Annotated in this window: 13 protein-coding genes; 1 reads left to right on the plus strand and 12 read right to left on the minus strand. The window is 34.9% G+C overall.

The window, feature by feature from the left end; all coding sequences use genetic code 11:
- Nucleotides 1-231: 231 nt before the first annotated feature.
- The 5 genes from DMI82_RS14755 to DMI82_RS14770 form a co-directional block, all read right to left on the minus strand.
- Entirely contained in the window at nt 232-693 is a 462-nt protein-coding gene (locus tag DMI82_RS14755) for a glycoside hydrolase family 113 (RefSeq protein ID WP_242981846.1), read from the minus strand.
- Nucleotides 693-830 carry a hypothetical protein gene (locus DMI82_RS19860; protein WP_158526480.1) on the minus strand — a complete coding sequence of 46 codons (138 nt, stop codon included), beginning with the start codon at nt 828-830 and terminating at the stop codon, nt 693-695. The genes DMI82_RS14755 and DMI82_RS19860 overlap by 1 nt, the downstream gene beginning before the upstream one ends.
- 67 nt (nt 831-897) lie before the next feature.
- Nucleotides 898-2,280 carry a GH1 family beta-glucosidase gene (locus DMI82_RS14760; protein WP_110103718.1) on the minus strand — a complete coding sequence of 461 codons (1,383 nt, stop codon included), beginning with the start codon at nt 2,278-2,280 and terminating at the stop codon, nt 898-900.
- Nucleotides 2,281-2,309: 29 nt separating this feature from the next.
- On the minus strand, nt 2,310-2,450 hold the full coding sequence (locus tag DMI82_RS14765) for a hypothetical protein (RefSeq protein WP_199579972.1): 141 nt from the start codon (nt 2,448-2,450) through the stop codon (nt 2,310-2,312).
- The gene (locus DMI82_RS14770) at nt 2,447-3,361 is read right to left on the minus strand and encodes a restriction endonuclease (RefSeq protein ID WP_110103719.1); all 915 of its coding nucleotides are present in this window, start codon (nt 3,359-3,361) and stop codon (nt 2,447-2,449) included. Before DMI82_RS14770 ends, DMI82_RS14765 begins: the two co-directional genes overlap by 4 nt.
- 400 nt (nt 3,362-3,761) lie before the next feature.
- Here DMI82_RS14770 and DMI82_RS14775 point away from each other — a divergent pair, with 400 nt between their 5' ends.
- The gene (locus DMI82_RS14775) at nt 3,762-4,130 is read left to right on the plus strand and encodes a hypothetical protein (protein WP_110103720.1); all 369 of its coding nucleotides are present in this window, start codon (nt 3,762-3,764) and stop codon (nt 4,128-4,130) included.
- 611 nt (nt 4,131-4,741) lie between these two features.
- Here DMI82_RS14775 and DMI82_RS14785 read toward each other — a convergent pair.
- The 7 genes from DMI82_RS14785 to DMI82_RS14815 form a co-directional block, all read right to left on the minus strand.
- On the minus strand, nt 4,742-5,608 hold the full coding sequence (locus DMI82_RS14785) for a DUF6414 family protein (RefSeq protein WP_110103721.1): 867 nt from the start codon (nt 5,606-5,608) through the stop codon (nt 4,742-4,744).
- Entirely contained in the window at nt 5,605-6,978 is a 1,374-nt protein-coding gene (locus DMI82_RS14790; RefSeq protein ID WP_110103722.1) for a restriction endonuclease subunit S, read from the minus strand. Before DMI82_RS14790 ends, DMI82_RS14785 begins: the two co-directional genes overlap by 4 nt.
- 1 nt (nt 6,979) lies before the next feature.
- Nucleotides 6,980-8,404 (minus strand): type I restriction-modification system subunit M, encoded by a 1,425-nt coding sequence (locus DMI82_RS14795; protein ID WP_110103723.1) that lies wholly within the window; start codon nt 8,402-8,404, stop codon nt 6,980-6,982.
- Nucleotides 8,405-8,425: 21 nt separating this feature from the next.
- Nucleotides 8,426-11,665 (minus strand): type I restriction-modification system endonuclease, encoded by a 3,240-nt coding sequence (hsdR, locus tag DMI82_RS14800; protein WP_330409279.1) that lies wholly within the window; start codon nt 11,663-11,665, stop codon nt 8,426-8,428.
- Between the two features lie 2 nt (nt 11,666-11,667).
- Nucleotides 11,668-13,020: an HsdM family class I SAM-dependent methyltransferase gene (locus tag DMI82_RS14805; protein WP_110103724.1), complete on the minus strand. Its 1,353-nt coding sequence runs from the start codon at nt 13,018-13,020 to the stop codon at nt 11,668-11,670.
- On the minus strand, nt 13,010-13,609 hold the full coding sequence (locus DMI82_RS14810; protein WP_110103725.1) for a hypothetical protein: 600 nt from the start codon (nt 13,607-13,609) through the stop codon (nt 13,010-13,012). The genes DMI82_RS14805 and DMI82_RS14810 overlap by 11 nt, the downstream gene beginning before the upstream one ends.
- Nucleotides 13,610-14,620: 1,011 nt before the next feature.
- On the minus strand, nt 14,621-16,882 hold the full coding sequence (locus DMI82_RS14815) for a hypothetical protein (RefSeq protein ID WP_110103726.1): 2,262 nt from the start codon (nt 16,880-16,882) through the stop codon (nt 14,621-14,623).
- Nucleotides 16,883-16,918 lie beyond the last annotated feature (36 nt).

Genomic DNA, 16,918 nt, shown 5'->3' on the forward strand with positions numbered 1-16,918 from the left:
TCTGGATGATTATCTGCCTTGGAATCCTCTTGTAAAAGAATTCTGTCGATAACCGTTGACCTTTTAGTATAAAAGGCTGACGGTTATTTTTCTATACACTGTTTTATTTGACGCTTACTATATTTCGATGTTTTTCCGCAAATCAACTATTGATAATGGAATAGAAAAAACAGTCTGTCATAACAGAAATTAATCCCATCAAAACAGACTGTTCTTTTTCCTTTACAAATATTACATTAATGAGGTTCCTGCCTCATGCTCATAGAATCTCTTTATTATCTCCTGCACCGGTTTCTCACATATTTCATAGCTGTCGTCCTTCCATGCCTCGGAAGCAGAAGGCAGCTTTGGTGCCCACTCCCATAAAGCAAAGCCACGAAGCCATGGTCGTTTCTTACAGGCCTCAAACATTGCACGATACCATTCACACTGTTCTTCCAGGCGAAGTTCTCCCTGCAATTCCCAGTTATTCGGAATCATCCCGGAACCTTTTCGCGACATACATCCCGCTTCGGCAAAGAAAAATGGTTTCTTATATTTTAAGACTGTTTTTTCGATACGATCCAGTTCCTGCTCCCATTGATCAATCGGATAATATCCGCTGGAAGAGATCATATCGACACAATCCCACCATGATACATGATCTTCCTGATATTTGTCCGTGTTATAAGATACCAGTCCATGATATTCCATTATTTTTCATCTTCTCTGCTCATCCAGCGTGCCCACGCTGCAAGGCCTGCAACATGCTTCACTTCCCCTGTTGCCACAAGCGTCTGGAATTCTTTTACTGAAACCTCATGAAGCTTCAATACTTCTGCCGGACCCAATGATTCTTCTCCAGATTTTCCACATCAGATCGCAAAAAGATGGATTTTCATATCCGGTCTCTTCTTTTTATAATTCGACTCCATTTGTCTCTATCACGTGTTTATACCAGAATGCTGAATCTTTCATAATTCTCTGCTGGTTCCTGTAGTCTACATATACAAGTCCAAATCTGTCTGAGTAACCCTTTGCCCATTCAAAATTATCTATCAAAGACCACTGAAAATATCCTCTGATATCTACTTCCTCTGCTGCCTTTTTCAGTTCTCGCAAATATCTTGCAAGAAAATCAATTCTGTTTGGATCATGCACTTTTCCATCTAATGAGATCACATCATGACAGGATAATCCGTTCTCTGTGATATAAATTGGCTTGTGATATCTTTCATATAAGAACTTCGGTCCCCAACGCAGACATTCCGGTGTTACCGGCCATTGGATCGCAGTCTTTGGAAAACCTTCATACCGGCAAACCTCCTGTGGTTTCCCGTCTTCTCCCATGCGGAAGCATCTTCCATTATAAATATTCTGTCCATAGATATCGATTGGTTCTGAAATCAGGCACATATCTTCCTCTGTGATTTTCGGAAGATATTTTTCATAACGTTCCAATCCCTCTTCCGGATAATGTCCAAGCAAAACAGGATCTGACCACCAGGACACATTCCATGTCCAGTTACTGTCATCCTCCTGAAGAGAAAAATATGCCTTTCTTGCAGCCTCGATATCTTCCGGCCGATCTGTTTCCGGATAACAAACAGATGATGTCGGTGCATATCCGATCGTCAGTTTCTGTTTTCCATAAGTACGGAGCATCTGTACCGCTCTTCCATGTGCTTTCAAGGCATTGTGTGCCATTTCAAAGGTATCTCTCATGGGTGCTTTTACCCCCGGTGCATGTTCTCCGGTAAGAAAGCCAAGTCCGACAAAGCACTGTGGTTCATTCAATGTAAAGAAATGACTTACCCTGTCACTGAATCTTTCTGCAACAAGCTTCGCATATTCTCCAAACCATTCCACGATCTGCGAATTCATCCATCCGCCTCTTTTATAGATTTCATATGGAAGTTCCCAGTGATACAAAGTAATATATGGTTCGATCTTATTTTCCACAAGCTCATCGATCAGATGGTTATAGAACTCAATACCTTTCTCATTCACTCTTCCAAATCCATCTGGTAAAACCCGTGACCAGTCGATGGAAAAGCGATAAGCTTTCAGGCCCATTTCTTTCATTAACTGAACATCTTCTTTATATCTGTGATAATGGTCGCATGCCACTTCGCCGGTGTGACCGGAATATACTTTCCCAGGTTCTTTTGTATACACATCCCAGATGTGCTCACCTTTGCCATCTTCTTTTACTGCACCTTCGATCTGATACGCACTTGTTGCTGCTCCCCAGATGAAATCCTTAGGGAATCCTACATTCTTTCCATTTTCTTTTCCCATATTTTTCTCCTATTGTTTAACTTCTCTTATTATTTCCATTCCTCAATTCCCAGATTCTCTATATAATCAGCAAGTTCTCTCGCCATCTCATAGGTCTCCGGAATTCTGAGATGTCCCGGAGTTACTGCTCCATTTCTCTTAATAATTTTCAAAAATATTTCAAAAATCATTCAAAAAAACTTTCATATATATCGCGTGGAACATATGGATATAAGTCTGCCGTTTCTAGCTGGCATTCCATCACATTTATCTTAACTTTTTCTTTTTCAATAAAACCCTGCTTGTGTAAAAGTTCCATTAACTTATTACCATTTATCAGTTTTACTTCCACCTCTTCAGCGTAAGAAATAGCTGCACCGGAAAAATCACTTGTTGTTATAAAAATCATTTTATCTGCTAATACAACATTATTTGCCCCTACAAGTTTCTGGATATTCGGACGCCCAACTTTATGTCCTATTGAATAACATTTACATTCAACAATCGTTTTTTCTCCCTCTCTGGTAAGTGATATATCATAACCTCCGTCATTTGTCGGGGGAGTTAGTTTAGCTATATACCCTAAACTTTCAAATAATTCCGAGCATAATCCCTCAAAATCAGTTGGTTTCTCCGAATAATAATCAACGATTTTTTGAATATCACTATTACACGCAAATGTCTCTTTCTTCTTTAAAAGGTCGGCACGTTTTATTCTTTCTTCTTTACATAAATCTATTGCAATGCCTTGCAAACGCAATTTTTTGACTACTTCAACTAACTCATATGGTCTTTTTGTAAAAACCAAATAGTTTTCAACATATAATTTACTTCTCTTCCATATGATATAGTTTTTCTTTACTCTCCTGTCTGCTGTACCGTCCTTTTTACTTACAGACCAATAAGGATAATTTAGATAATAATAGTTTTCCCCTTTCTCATTTGATTTCTTTCTTATCTTTATGCTTCTCGGCAATTTTCCTATTCCATATAATTTTGAAAAATTTCTCTTTATTACAAAATCAAATATACTTTTAAAAATGTATATACTTCCTGCTGTTCCCAGTGCAAAAATAAATATTGAGATAAAATCTCGTTCCATTTTTATCTTGATAACCTTTCATTAGTATTTTCTATATGAATTCTACCACATTTAACTAATCTTGAAAATCTCATAGGTTTCAAAATGCACTCGCATTTTTTATTCCAAAAAAACAGAATATTTTTCTTCTCGATTTCCCATTTATCGGTATATTGATTTTCAAATTTGCATATAATATAATGCCAATAGGCAAAAAGTAATTCCAAAAATACTTGTAGCAAAGAACGAAGCCCCGAATTGTAGTAGCGTACAATTCGGGGCTTCTTCTTGTTGATTGTTGAAGTGGTAAACTAATTTTGGACACAGAGGGGTCAATTTCTAGACATAAATGAGTTATAATTCAAACAAGGAATTCTCATATTTAGTCTTAATTGATTTCGTGTTTAACAGGAGGTTTACCATGAAATACACTCTAAAACAACGTTTGGACATTGGGCGCCGTATTTATGAAGGCGAACTAACAAGATTTCAAGCAGCTGAAGAGTATGGTATCAATGATAATACGGCTCGCAATTATATGTGGCTATATCGAGATACCAATCATCTTCCACCTAAAAATGCCGGAAGGAAAAGAATAACGGATGCTTCAAAAACTCCACAAACAATCGAAGCAAAACAACCTGATTTTGAATCATATGAATCCATGACAAAGGAAGAATTAATTCAAGCTCTTATCCAGGCACGTATCACAGAGGCACGATTAAAAAAAGGTTACGAAGTGAAGGGGGATGGTTCGGTAATTCATTACAGCAGCAAGAATATCAAGTGATTCTGGAACTTTCAGGAGAGTTTCCAGTCAGTCTTCTTTGTGATGCTATGGGCATCAATAGAAGTAGCTTCTATTATTGGAAGAAGATGCTCAGCAATCCAGCTCCAAGAACAAGGGCATTGATTGAAAATATCCAGTTATTCCAGAGAGCGTTTCAAGTTTTGTGTAAACAGAAAAAACTGATATAAGACATGTCATTAGTTATCGAGGACAGAACCTGTTTTTCAGGGTTCTGTCCTTGTTTGTATTATAATGCAGTTTTAGGGCATGTCAAGGCTAGAAACATGTATTGTCCTATTTGAAGATTGTGAACGAAATTATAAAAAGGAGATTCTTCTACGTGTTGAAACAAACAAGGCAGTTCAAATCTTTCTTCTGCTGTTTGTTGCATTGATAATAGTGTTAATAATCGCAGCATAGGAGATACCTTCCCTTTTCACATGTTTGTTTCATTCAAGGCATTCCTGCTATCAATACATCTTTTTAAAAATTTTTATCACTTACACTCACGCCAGTTGCGTTTCTAAGACACCAAATGTCCTGACTTCTTAGAAACGCATATATAGCGTTATCAAAAGGGAAATCTATTTAAAGCTTAAACATTTCAAATATTAAACATAAATTGCTATTGGAATAATCATAATTACAGGGGCTTCTATTGTTGTTGTAATTCCACCATTTCCAACAAAATCAGCTAAAGCTGGATCATTAAATACATCTCGAAATTCTTTCATCTTATCTAACTGTAGCTTAGAAAAAACCGTATTCCTTAGTAAACTTATCTCTCCTGAATCCTTGCATATCTGCACTACTTTTCCAAGAATCTTATAATTTCCATCAGTTATCTCACTCATATTATTATTCAAAAAATAATTTTCATCAGTAGGAAGAACCACCTTTAATCCAGACGCCTCACAAATAATATCTTTCTTTCCTCCAGCTTGTAATCCATTGATAAGTCCCTCTATCTGAGCATTGAACTTAGCATCCGACATTAATTTATCCTTTTTGCTCTGATTATTTTTGGGCTTATCGGAAAACAAATTCGCTAAGGCCATCAATTCCTTTAATGCAGACAGCATTTCAATTAACGGATTTGTTTTTAAATTTCCTTGTATTTCAACAAAATCTCCTATTTCATACGTATCAATGTTCCTATTTATTAACTTGGCTGTGTCCAAATCTGCCTTCAATTTCTGAAATAATGATACTGTTGTATGTGTTTTCTCTTCCATTATCGTTTGGTCGCTGCTATTCCCAGATTTCAAATTTCCTTTTAATCCAACACTAAATAATGCAAACAAATTACTCATTCCTATATTAGCTTCAGTATCTTCTTCTCTATTTTTACTCTTTGAGGTCTGTATGTTTTTTACTTCAGAAAAACCATCCTCTATTGTAGCCAGCATATCAAAAACAATTTTAGTATTAAGATATATAGGGATCGTCAGTTTGCTTTTGTCAATCTTTTCATTCATTTTGATTCCTCCTCAATTAATTTTTTAAGTACTTCAATCGAATTTTTCTCTTTCGAAATATTAGTACCAAGTTCACCACGAAACGCTTTAGCAAGAATTGATTTTTTCATCAAATCAATTTCTTCAATAACCGCTTCAGCTTTATTTAAAATAGCCTCATCTTTATTAGATATAGATGTAATTATTTTAACAATTTCGTTTTGCTCTTCCAATGATGGTAATGCAATTTTTACCATCTTTACATCCTGCTGATTAATACTCGCTTGGTTGACTGCCTGCTTGGCATTTTTACGAAGTTCCTGTAGTCCAATAGAACTATTCAAATATCTTATAACGTACTCTGGATTTGCTTTTCGAATATTAATTTTAATACGCATCATGTTACTTTCAAATACACATTGCTCTGGTAATTTACGAATAAGTGCTGACTTTCCTAAGTACGGCATACTATTAACTCTATTCACAACAATATCATTAACAGAAAGCAAATAGGTATGTTTCTCTTCGTCAGTTATTTCTAATCGTTTTAGTTTCTCCCAAGGCTCCAATTTGCCATCATAAAAACAGTCTATTCTTAGTATCTTCGTTCCGCTTCCATAAGAAGTTTTGGGTTTATACATTCCATTTTGAGGCCCTTCTACAATTATTTTTTCAAAATTTATGTATTCCCATGTCTCAAATTTTATATTATTATTTTCTCTCCATTTTGCTGTTAATTTTCCTGTAAAGGCTTTGTTTAGCACTGAATTACATCTTACTTTTTTGCTATCCAATAAACATTCAATCTTTTCTTTTACTTCATCAAGCTTAGAAAACAAGCCCTCAATTTGCTCAACAATACGTCTCTGCTCGGCTAATGGAGGCAATGGAAATGGTATATTGTTCATATCATCACGATTAAATCCAGCTTGTGCACTTCTTCCTTTACTTGCTTTAACGCAAAAATCTTGATAAAACTGAGTAAAATAATACTTATATAAATACTCGTCATCAATTAAATCAGGATATAATTTTATGACTTTTGCTAACGCAACATTATATGCACCTTCATGAGCTCTAAACACTTTACCTAACGACCCACCATAGCGAGCCAAAAGGATATCGCCTTCAAGCGTGGTCTTTGTCGCATATTTTTCTGGTATATATACAGGAACAGGATTATCTCCATAATCTCTTATCTGATACAGCTTAATATATCCTTCTGTTGGTTCAGAGATAAAATAAGATTTTGCTGGTTGTGAACCTCCAGAAATGTCTAATACACCATTATGCTTAACCCAACACCAGTTTTGTGGTATTTCATATGGATGTTCATCTATTGGCAACAGTACATCTTCTATTGCTATCTTAGCTTTCTTTGCCTTCGCCATATCACTCAGCTCCTTCCAGAGCCTTAAGCTCTTTTACTACACTCATAAGCAAATCAACTGCTTCCTCAAGCTGAGCAATACATTCTTCCCCCGATTCAATAGGGTCTGGCAAATCATCATAATCCAGTACAGAATCATCCTTAATCAATCCGAGATCAAGGCTATGATTCTTCCCTTCCTCTGATATCTGATCATATGTGTAGCAACTCCATCTCTCATCCGATATACTTTTCCTGTCCTCTGCTGTATATGCATCCTTAAATCCATCGAAATGTTCTGCCTTTAATGGATTGGTTTTGCCAAATGAAGGCATATTTGTTCTTAAGTCATAAAACCAAACTTTCTTCGTATTACCTTTATCGGTTGTTCCCCTAGTAAAGAAAAGAACATTTGTCTTTACACCCTGTGCATAAAATATGCCAGTTGGAAGTCTAAGTACTGTATGGAGACTACACTTATTCATAAGGTCTTCACGAATTCTTTCACCTTCACCATCAGCAAACAATACATTATCAGGCAGTACCACAGCAGCTCTTGCCTTACCATCTGCTTTAAGTGAACGATAGATATGCTGCAAGAAATTAAGCTGCTTATTGCTTGTCTGAAATGTAAAATCGTCTCTGTTTGCACGCTCTCCGCCCTTTTTTGTTCCAAAAGGGGGATTTGTAAGAACAACATCAAATCCGTTCATCTGTTTCCCCTGATTTGATAAGGTATCACACAGATATATCTTACCATCAATATCGTGAAGCATTGCATTCATCAGAGCCAGCCTATGAGTCTCATGTACAAGTTCTGCCCCTGTAAATGCCTCATTCTTCTGAAATGCCTGCTGTTCTGAAGTTAAAGAAAATAGGTCATCTGTATGTGCCTTTACATATGCATCCGCCGCTATCATAAACCCAAATGTACCACATGCAGGATCGTTACATCTTTCTCCCGGCTGAGGTGCTATTAATTCTGTCATTATATCAATCAGTACTCTCGGAGTAAAATACTGACCTGCTCCTGACTTTTTCTCATTTGCATTTTTCTCTAATAATCCCTCGTAAAGATTTCCAAGTCCTTCTTCTTTTGCAGAATACCAGTCAAGGTCATTGATGTTTGTAATGATTTTCTTTAAGTTTGCTGGCTCTTCAATATTACTTCTTGCCCCTGAATAAATTTCCTGAATACGACCTGTACCTTTTTCGCCCAGCTCACGAAGCAAGTCCTCGTAGAATTTTTTCAACGCAAGTCCATCTTTTTCTGCTAATCTATCCCAGCGGTATTTCTCTGGAATCTTATCCTCGGTTCCTGTTTCCTTTGCCATCTTCAAAAACAAGATGTAAGTAAGTTCTGTAACATACTGGTGATATGTAATACCATCATCTCTAAGAACATTACAGAGATTCCACAACTTTGCTACTATTTCCTGATTTGTCATCTATCATTCTCTCCTTGTAATTTATGCTGAATACATATATCCATTGATTTCATCAATAAACTCATCTAATTTCTGCCCAAATGCCTTGTTTACCGCATTATAACCACCTTTGTTCTTAAATGCATCCGAATCAAAAGTCTCTCTGTTGAGCACTACCTCCTTAAGAAGCTGGGCTTCAATCCTATCCAACCATCCTAACTGAATTTTGCTAAGCTCCGGATGATTAGCCTTTGTCTTTACAATGGCGTTATGTATACGGTCATCTTTACTAATCAAAGCATCTCCAATGCTTCGCTGACGAATAAAGCTTATGATATCCGCTGCAATATCTTCATTTGTCATTTCTTTCCATGCTGTCTGCAGCATAGTCTCGTTGAAATGCTTGCCATCAAGGATAATCTTCAAATCCTTTAGTGACTGTCTTGTTAATTCCTTTGGACGTGTAGCAACTATATTCAAAGCTGCTATCTCATTGATATTATTATCTATAAAATCTCTAAATTCTTTTAGATAGTCCTCTGGCCTTGTAGCATCACCATATCCTCTGGTATGACTACGAAGCTCGTCCGGCTCATCACTTATGAACTTTTCTCTTTCCTTTGGCATCCTCTTGACATATTCAAACGCCTGCCTGTTATTCTTTACAGTTTCAATTGCCTTATCGACCGGCATACTATGAATTTTCTCTATAAATTTCTCTGTCGTCAAACCTCCAGTTATCTGCTCAAATCGTGCTCTGTACTTATCACTCATCTGTGATTTATTCCTACGCATTTTGGCAACGATAAGGTCAATCTGGTTTTTCCTTGCCCTGTCGGTATCTAATGAATCAATACCATCAATTAAATCATCAAATGTAGTTGCTGGATTGGCTACTACTGGTTTCATTGTGGAAACAGGTTCTAACGCATTATAGACACCTACTGCATCATATATCTCAAAATGTGTCTTTCCTATTTCAGGACATAATCTGGTAGCTCTACCAAGCATCTGTTCAAACAAGATTCTTGAACGGATTCTTCTCATGAATACAAGATTCTCTATCTCCTCTACATCAATACCTGTTGTCAATAAATCTACTGTAACAACGATATTAGGATATGTTTCATTCTTAAATCTCCGAATGGCTTCCTTTATCTTTACAGGATTACCATTTTCAATTGATCCGGTAATCTTCATTACCGCTTCCTCAGAGATTCCAAGATTCGTGTAGTAATCTTTTAATATCTGAGTAATCATATCTGCATGAGCATCATCTACTGCAAAGATAAGAGTTTTCCCTTTTTCGTTAGGATCAATATCCTTTGCAATTTCCTGTAAGACTGTCTCATTAAAGCTTTTGTCAACCACTCGCCTATTGAAATCTTCAACTTCAAATTTCAGGTCATCTTCCAATTCTGAACTGTTTGTAATTTCATTTGTAACAGGATCATATATCGGTACTGTTGAACCTTTCTCAAAGCTGATTCCCTCTTCTGATAACTTTGTTTTGATAATATGCGGTGCATCATGGTCAACCAGAAATCCATCGATGACTGCTGTACGATAATCATATGAATATACAGGCTTTCCAAATATCTCTGTTGTATGAAGAGCTGGCGTTGCTGTAAGTGCAATTTTTACTGCATCAAAATAATCAATTACCGCCCTGTACTTACTTCGGAAGTCATTCTGGTCACGATACAGTACCTCATCATCTCCCATTTCTTTGTCCAGAATATAGCCCCTGTGCGCTTCATCTACGATGACCAGGTCATAATCTGATACTCCAAGACTCTTATCTGACTCATTGTACATAATACGTTTCACAAGGCTCTGAACAGTAGCAATATGCACTCTGGTGTCCTTCTCAAATTCTTTATCTTCTAAAGACTTCACATCATACATCTGATTCAAAGTAAGTAATTCTTTAAGCTTAACCTCTTTGAATGTATCCATAGTCTGATCACCGAGTGATGTTCTATCGACAAGATACAGGATTCTCTTAAATCTCCCAGCATCAAGGAATCTATAAATCATTCCAAGCACAGTCCTTGTCTTACCTGTTCCCGTAGCCATTGCAAGAAGTGCTGTCTGCTTATGTTCTGCTATTGCTTTTTCGGCAGCCTGAATCGCTTCTATCTGATAATAACGAAGATTTAAACCATCAGGGTCCTGCAATACCTCATATCCTGTAGCAGCTAACTTCTTATCAGCCTCTACAATATCTTTTTCCAGTGCCTGCTCAATACCTTCTGGTGTTGACCATCCAGATAACGCTTTTGGTGCGTTAAATGGTTCTCTGACATCCAAGCACCATATTCCTGACATCTGTTCATACTGCTTAATATATGGTCTGCCATTGGTGGCATAAAGAAACGGAACCATATATGCACCAAATCTATTGATTACATACTTCTGATGTTCTGACTTAATCATCTTTGCATAGTCCTTACACTGACCATCTAATACTGATGAAATATTTGTATGCTTCTTCTTTGCCTCTATGATACCTACAAGCTTTTCACCTATAAACAAGGCGTAATCTGCATAACCATTATTACCGGTTTTTGAATCTGTAGGCCATTCTGCAATAGCAAGATTCTTTCCCTTAGTTGGTCTTGTACCATTTGAATATCGAAGTTCTCTCGTATCAGCTTCCCATCCGACCTTTCGTAGCTGCTCATCAATAAGCTCTCTTGTCTGTGCTTCTGATAAATGTACATTAATTGCCTTCTGGTACGCTACAGTTCTACGTTTGATATCCGCTCCACCATTTTTCTGTATCTGCTCAATTTCAATCAATAATTGTTGGTTGCGTTCTTCTAATTCTGCGTTTTCTTTTTCAAGGTCAGCTAAACTTACAGTCATATCAACTGGTTGCACATACCCTGTCGGTTCATAATTATAATCACCATATGTCTGCATATACCATACACATAATTCATACATTAACTGCAAATTATTAAGAGCTTTTTCACCTTCATCAGCAGCATTATGAGCGGCATCATTTCTGGCTTTTCTAAGAATATACAAAGTGTTATCAATCTCTCTTGGTAACAAATCATTATTCTTAAGTATTCTGATTCTGTTGGCATGTGTATTATCATATGCCGGCTCTGCTATGCCGTCATATGCAAGCATATACTTTACCATTACTTCTGATAATATCCCCTGCTTAATGATGGATGTATTGGGGTCAGAATATACATACTTTTCTGATAAATCTCCAAGTTTGGCAAGGTCTGTCCAATGTGATTCCAAGAATTGAAAATTACTCATAATCAAGCCTCCTTTACAAACCGACTACGTACTTCATCAAGCTCCTTATCAATATTTCTCAGTTTCTGTAGTAATTCCTCATAGTTTTCAATAAACTTTCTGTTATCTTCTACAACAATTCCTTCACTTGCTTTAAGTGTAACATACTGCATTGTACATAAGTTATATCCATTTTCTGCTGCGATTTCTTTCGTGATAGTATTTGATACTCCCTCAATAACTTCACGATTTCGATATATTTCAGTAATGCGTTGAACATTTTTGTCTGTTATGGTAAAACCCTTTATTATCTTCATAAAAAAATCTTTGGAATTTATCATTATAATATCGTCATTCACTTTATTTTTCTTCAATATAACCAAAGCTGTTGCAACAGATGCGTATGGGAACAGCATATTTTTAGGAAATTCAATAATAGCTTCAATATAATTATCATCTACCAGTTTTTGTCTGATACTACCTGTACTGCCTGAACTAAATAATGCTCCCATTGGAACAAGTATAGCAGCAATTCCATCATCCTTTAATGAAGCTAATGCATGTCTGATAAAAAGGTATCGTGAATCGCTAGTATGTTCATACATGCAATTATCAGATGGTATATTCATTATATACTCTTTACTATATCTTCCACCAAAAGGGGGCTCAAGTATAATTCTATCATACTTTTCATTCTGCTCTATCGGATTATATAAGGAATCCGCACATTTAACGGCTCCAATTTTATTACCACTTAGAATTGTCATAATAGCAGCAATTCCTATAATTGAAACATTAATATCTTGAGCAAAAACCCTGCCTTTACCATTTGCTACAGAATTTACTAAAATACCCGTTCCGCAGCATGCATCATATACTGACATATCATCTTCTACTTCAATAAGTGTTTCTGCAATCTTGGGTAATGATTCAGCTCTACAATACTCTCCGCTTCCTCGTCCTCCACCACTTGCAATCATTCTATCCAATATTATTTTTGCAATATTATAGATTTCTGTCTCATCTTCAAAATTCAAATTATTAACTTCTTCAAAAATAATTCTCACATTTTCAGCATCCGCCTTCTCAATAGCTGAATCAAAAGATTCTCTCAACACACCTTCTTCTATTCTAAACTCTTTTTCAACCGCACTTACATATTCTAATAAGCCTTTAGAGTCTATAAGTTTTCCATAAGTCAGTGATAAATATCCAAGAGAAAACTTTTCATCATAAGAACTGAATTTTTCCTTCTTCAACTCAAGATATTTAAATAATAATCCATAAAGCATCACTTTATGTAATTCTGTTATCTCAAATGCTCCACGTAATTTATTTGCAGCAACCCATAGATTTTCTATCTTTTTAATCTTCATTGCCAATACCCTCCTTTATGCTTGCTAATACAACATTTTCCATCAATTTTGTTTCATTATCTATCATTTCCTGAAGAGTAGCTTTCTTTAATCCACTAAGTACAAATGCTTTTCCTATATCCTGCATATCCTTCATATTAAGTTCAGGTACTTCCAATGCCCTAATATCAGTAATCTTAATCATTGGTCTTGCTGAACCTACAACCTTTGCAGTAAGCTCGTCTCTTACATATGACGAGTTAAGAAATGCTGTCAAATACATAGCATCCATCTTATCATTATCTGTAATTCTAATCGCTGCGCAAAATGATGGAATGGCAATCCCTGCATTTTCTTCATTAACATATGCTGCGTCGTATGGAGTTGAAAGCTTTATTACCACATCCCCTTCATGCGTGTATTTTTCTTCATCAATCTGCTTACCAAGTTCTGCTTTGCCTAAATCCTCTTTTACAATTACACCCGATACAATCGCTTTAGGAACTAATACTTTCACATTTTCTACAACCTGATTGCCAGCATCTTTATCAGCTGTCACCCTTGTCATAATCTGTCCTGCTGTTACACTTGCTATATTTTCTAATGTCATACCTGTTTCCTCCAAGTCATACTAAATATCTATCCTTTAATAGTTTCAAATCACACAAATTAATCTTTTATCATTATACCTCCTTTACATCATCTTGTACAGTTCATTTCATCATTAATGTTGAAATATATATGACGTTCCACATTTATGGTTATAAAATATCACGTCATACCTATTATGTCAAGTATTGATTTGAAATATTTTTTACGTTCATTTATTTCTAATAATAAAAAAGTCTCGAAAATGATTTTTCATTCACCTTCAAGACCTTATTTCTATAGATATATTCCTTATTCTACTATTTAATTATATCAAGAAACTGCAAGCATTTTGCAAGCACAGAAAACGGGAAGCCGCATAAATACTGGCTTCCCGCTGTTTTCACATCACTCAAACTCCCTGCAACTACAACATAATCGTTAAATATTTGATTGTTTTTTATAGGTTTTTATATTCACAATATCTAAATTTCATGCCTTATTCATAGTTTTCGCCCAAATAGGTATCATACGGGTATCACAAATATTTTCCCCTGATCGCCTTATCTACATGGTGCTAGCACCATGTAATTATATTTGACAGGTAAATTTATAATTTTTCCCTCTATGTTGTAAATCCAAATTACAACGAAAAGATTACTTACCAATAGCTTTTCTTTTTCGCTTTAAAGTTCTAATATAAAAAATTCATTGGCAACCATCCTAAGTTGTAACATCTTTAATAGCCACATTTCTCTACCAAGCCAAAAACAAGAATCCGTACTTTTTTCATGTGCTGTGAACCACTCACTGGCTATAGAAAATAGCAAAATTATTTTTTATTTGTTTCATTGTATTTGAAAGTGCATATGTAATAACATAAAATGTAGCATTCTCATAATGGGTATTTTTATATCATACAAAAGGTGTCTAATTTTCTACTGTTGCTAATGCAATAATAGTTATTTTAATCTGAAATTATCCCAAAATTATTTTTCAGTTCCTTCTCACAATTTTTTCATAGCTAGTCTCCTTAAATTTCCATAATATCGCTAATATTTTCTTTAATTGTGTTTATCCGAAACTCCACCATATGTATCGCAAATAATGTTGCTCGAAATGCAAATCTAAGTCTGCCGCCAGATAAATAATCTCTACCATGAATACATTCATTTCTCACATTACAAGAATTACCATTATACATAATATTATAAATAAAGATTAAATCTGGTACATTTTCAAAGCTATGTTGTTCATCAAAAATCATTATCAATAATTCCCGTAACAATGAACTAGGGTCATTATATTGCATAAACTCATCTATATTTTTTTTAAAAGGGAAAATTCCAAATAATGTTACTAATTCGCGTATTTTAACCTCTAGTACTGGAAATAATTGTGTCACCATTGCTACTGATATCGTATTAAAATATGGTAGCAACTTTATTTTTGTCTCCGCCCTTACAGCATTATATAAATCTTCTTCTTTTATAAACATAGACAAGGCACTTTCTGTATTCATCTTATATCTTTCATGAAGACTGGACACAAACACCTCAGATTCAAGTTGATTTAATAATTTATACCCTTTTTTACACTTTAATTCATTTATATACTCTAAAAGCATTTTATCAACGTCATGACGTTCATAGACTATTTTATCTTTTTCTGTAGGAAATATAGGGCTTAATGTCATTCCACGAAACAAATGAGATAGTGGATGTTCCGAAGTATGTATCATTACATTCAATACTGCTTTTTCTGAAGAAGGGGTACAACTTTTAGCAAAGATGATTGGATTTAACAATGATAAATCACTAAATTTCACAAGTTCCTCTGTTTTAACTTCTTTCTCATATGAAAACACATGCATATTTTTACACTGCTTTTCATATATGGTTTCTTGCCAAATCTTTTGTATATGTATCATTTCTTTCTGCACATAACGTTTATCTACATTTTGATTGTTTTTTGTTATTTTAATCAAAAAAATCATGTAGGCATAGTATACTGAAGAAACAATAACACTTGTATTTTTCTCTGTATATTTCTTAAACTTTTCACTTACCCTTTGAAGATATTCTGTACTAATTTGCTTTGTTTTGATTTCGTCTTCCAGATATCCAAGCAAGTCATTTATTGTGTACACATTGTCTATCTCCTTAAATTTGTTAGTAAGAAATTCTGTTACTATAGTTCTTTGTTCTTTAGAAATAGGATATCCATCTTCTTTAATGTTCATAATCTGCGATGGCTCTTTCCATTCCTGTATTACTCTTAAAAATTTAATGTAATCTTTTTCTTTGTTACAATCTCTCATTAATTTATCTTGATGTAAATAAGACAAAATACGATAAGAAGAACTAGAAAAAATTTTATAACTTCCTTCCCCTGATTCAATAGCTTTCATCAAAAGATTACAATGAAGCATTTTTACCTCTTTTGCTGGTTCAATGCTAAATGCCATATATGCAATAGAATCTAAAATAAAATTCGCAATCACATGGTTAAAGTATTTCTTTAAAACATTTAAAATCTCCTTATTCCACATGGATATATCTGGAACAGATCCACTTGCTCCCGAAAACATGGGCTGTATACTTTTCTTTTCAAACGATACCCGCAGCATATCTAGCAAAAACACTTCTTGCCAGGTCTGACAATCTTTTTCATTAATATGCTGATAAGAAAAGGCATTATAACTTAAAATCTCTTTTTCATGTCGCAATAAAAAATCAACATTACATGTATATTCTACCTGATTCAGATTGTCTTGCAAATTCTTCAAAGGAGTGCCTAACCCCAATACAGAAATGGTATGCGTGTAACCTATCAGTTTCTTTTCTGCTTCCAATAGCGAATCGCACTTAATCAATTCAAAATAATTCTTTTGATTAAGTAATCGAATATCATACAAATAGTCAGAATTATTGTCTCCATTCTCCAATTTCGTTATCCACACGCAAAAAAAGAAAAGTTTACATTGATTATGCAATATTTTATCGACACAATCATTAACATTAACACTTCCAATATAAAACTTTGCAATTTCCCATATTTCTTTAAATTCCTCTTTTGAATATATCCAATCTTTATCACATACATTTAGTATTTTTACAAAATATCCAAACACATTTCTTATGGAAACACTTTCAGCAATATATTGTTCCCAAGAAGTAATTTCTTTAATTTCAAATCGTTCTTGTATTTCATCTATCAGCCACTGCCATTCTTGTGATTGTGCCAGCAAACCATCAACAAATTTTACTTGTGTCTTATGCTCCAAATAATTCATTCGAAAGTGTTCACCTCTTTAATTAGATTTTCTATT

It is taken from the genome of Blautia sp. BCRC 81119, assembly GCF_003184505.1.
Classification (GTDB): Bacteria; Bacillota; Clostridia; order Lachnospirales; family Lachnospiraceae; genus Blautia_A; species Blautia_A fusiformis.

Bases quoted from the DNA above. Each gene is read 5' to 3' on its own strand.
- DMI82_RS14755 (WP_242981846.1), bottom strand. From the start codon at position 693: ATGGAATATCATGGACTGGTATCTTATAACACGGACAAATATCAGGAA.
- DMI82_RS14760 (WP_110103718.1), bottom strand. From the start codon at position 2,280: ATGGGAAAAGAAAATGGAAAGAATGTAGGATTCCCTAAGGATTTCATC.
- DMI82_RS14765 (WP_199579972.1), bottom strand. From the start codon at position 2,450: ATGATTTTTGAAATATTTTTGAAAATTATTAAGAGAAATGGAGCAGTA.
- DMI82_RS14770 (WP_110103719.1), bottom strand. From the start codon at position 3,361: ATGGAACGAGATTTTATCTCAATATTTATTTTTGCACTGGGAACAGCA.
- DMI82_RS14775 (WP_110103720.1), top strand. From the start codon at position 3,762: ATGAAATACACTCTAAAACAACGTTTGGACATTGGGCGCCGTATTTAT.
- DMI82_RS14785 (WP_110103721.1), bottom strand. From the start codon at position 5,608: ATGAATGAAAAGATTGACAAAAGCAAACTGACGATCCCTATATATCTT.
- DMI82_RS14790 (WP_110103722.1), bottom strand. From the start codon at position 6,978: ATGGCGAAGGCAAAGAAAGCTAAGATAGCAATAGAAGATGTACTGTTG.
- DMI82_RS14795 (WP_110103723.1), bottom strand. From the start codon at position 8,404: ATGACAAATCAGGAAATAGTAGCAAAGTTGTGGAATCTCTGTAATGTT.
- hsdR (WP_330409279.1), bottom strand. From the start codon at position 11,665: ATGAGTAATTTTCAATTCTTGGAATCACATTGGACAGACCTTGCCAAA.
- DMI82_RS14805 (WP_110103724.1), bottom strand. From the start codon at position 13,020: ATGAAGATTAAAAAGATAGAAAATCTATGGGTTGCTGCAAATAAATTA.
- DMI82_RS14810 (WP_110103725.1), bottom strand. From the start codon at position 13,609: ATGACATTAGAAAATATAGCAAGTGTAACAGCAGGACAGATTATGACA.
- DMI82_RS14815 (WP_110103726.1), bottom strand. From the start codon at position 16,882: ATGAATTATTTGGAGCATAAGACACAAGTAAAATTTGTTGATGGTTTG.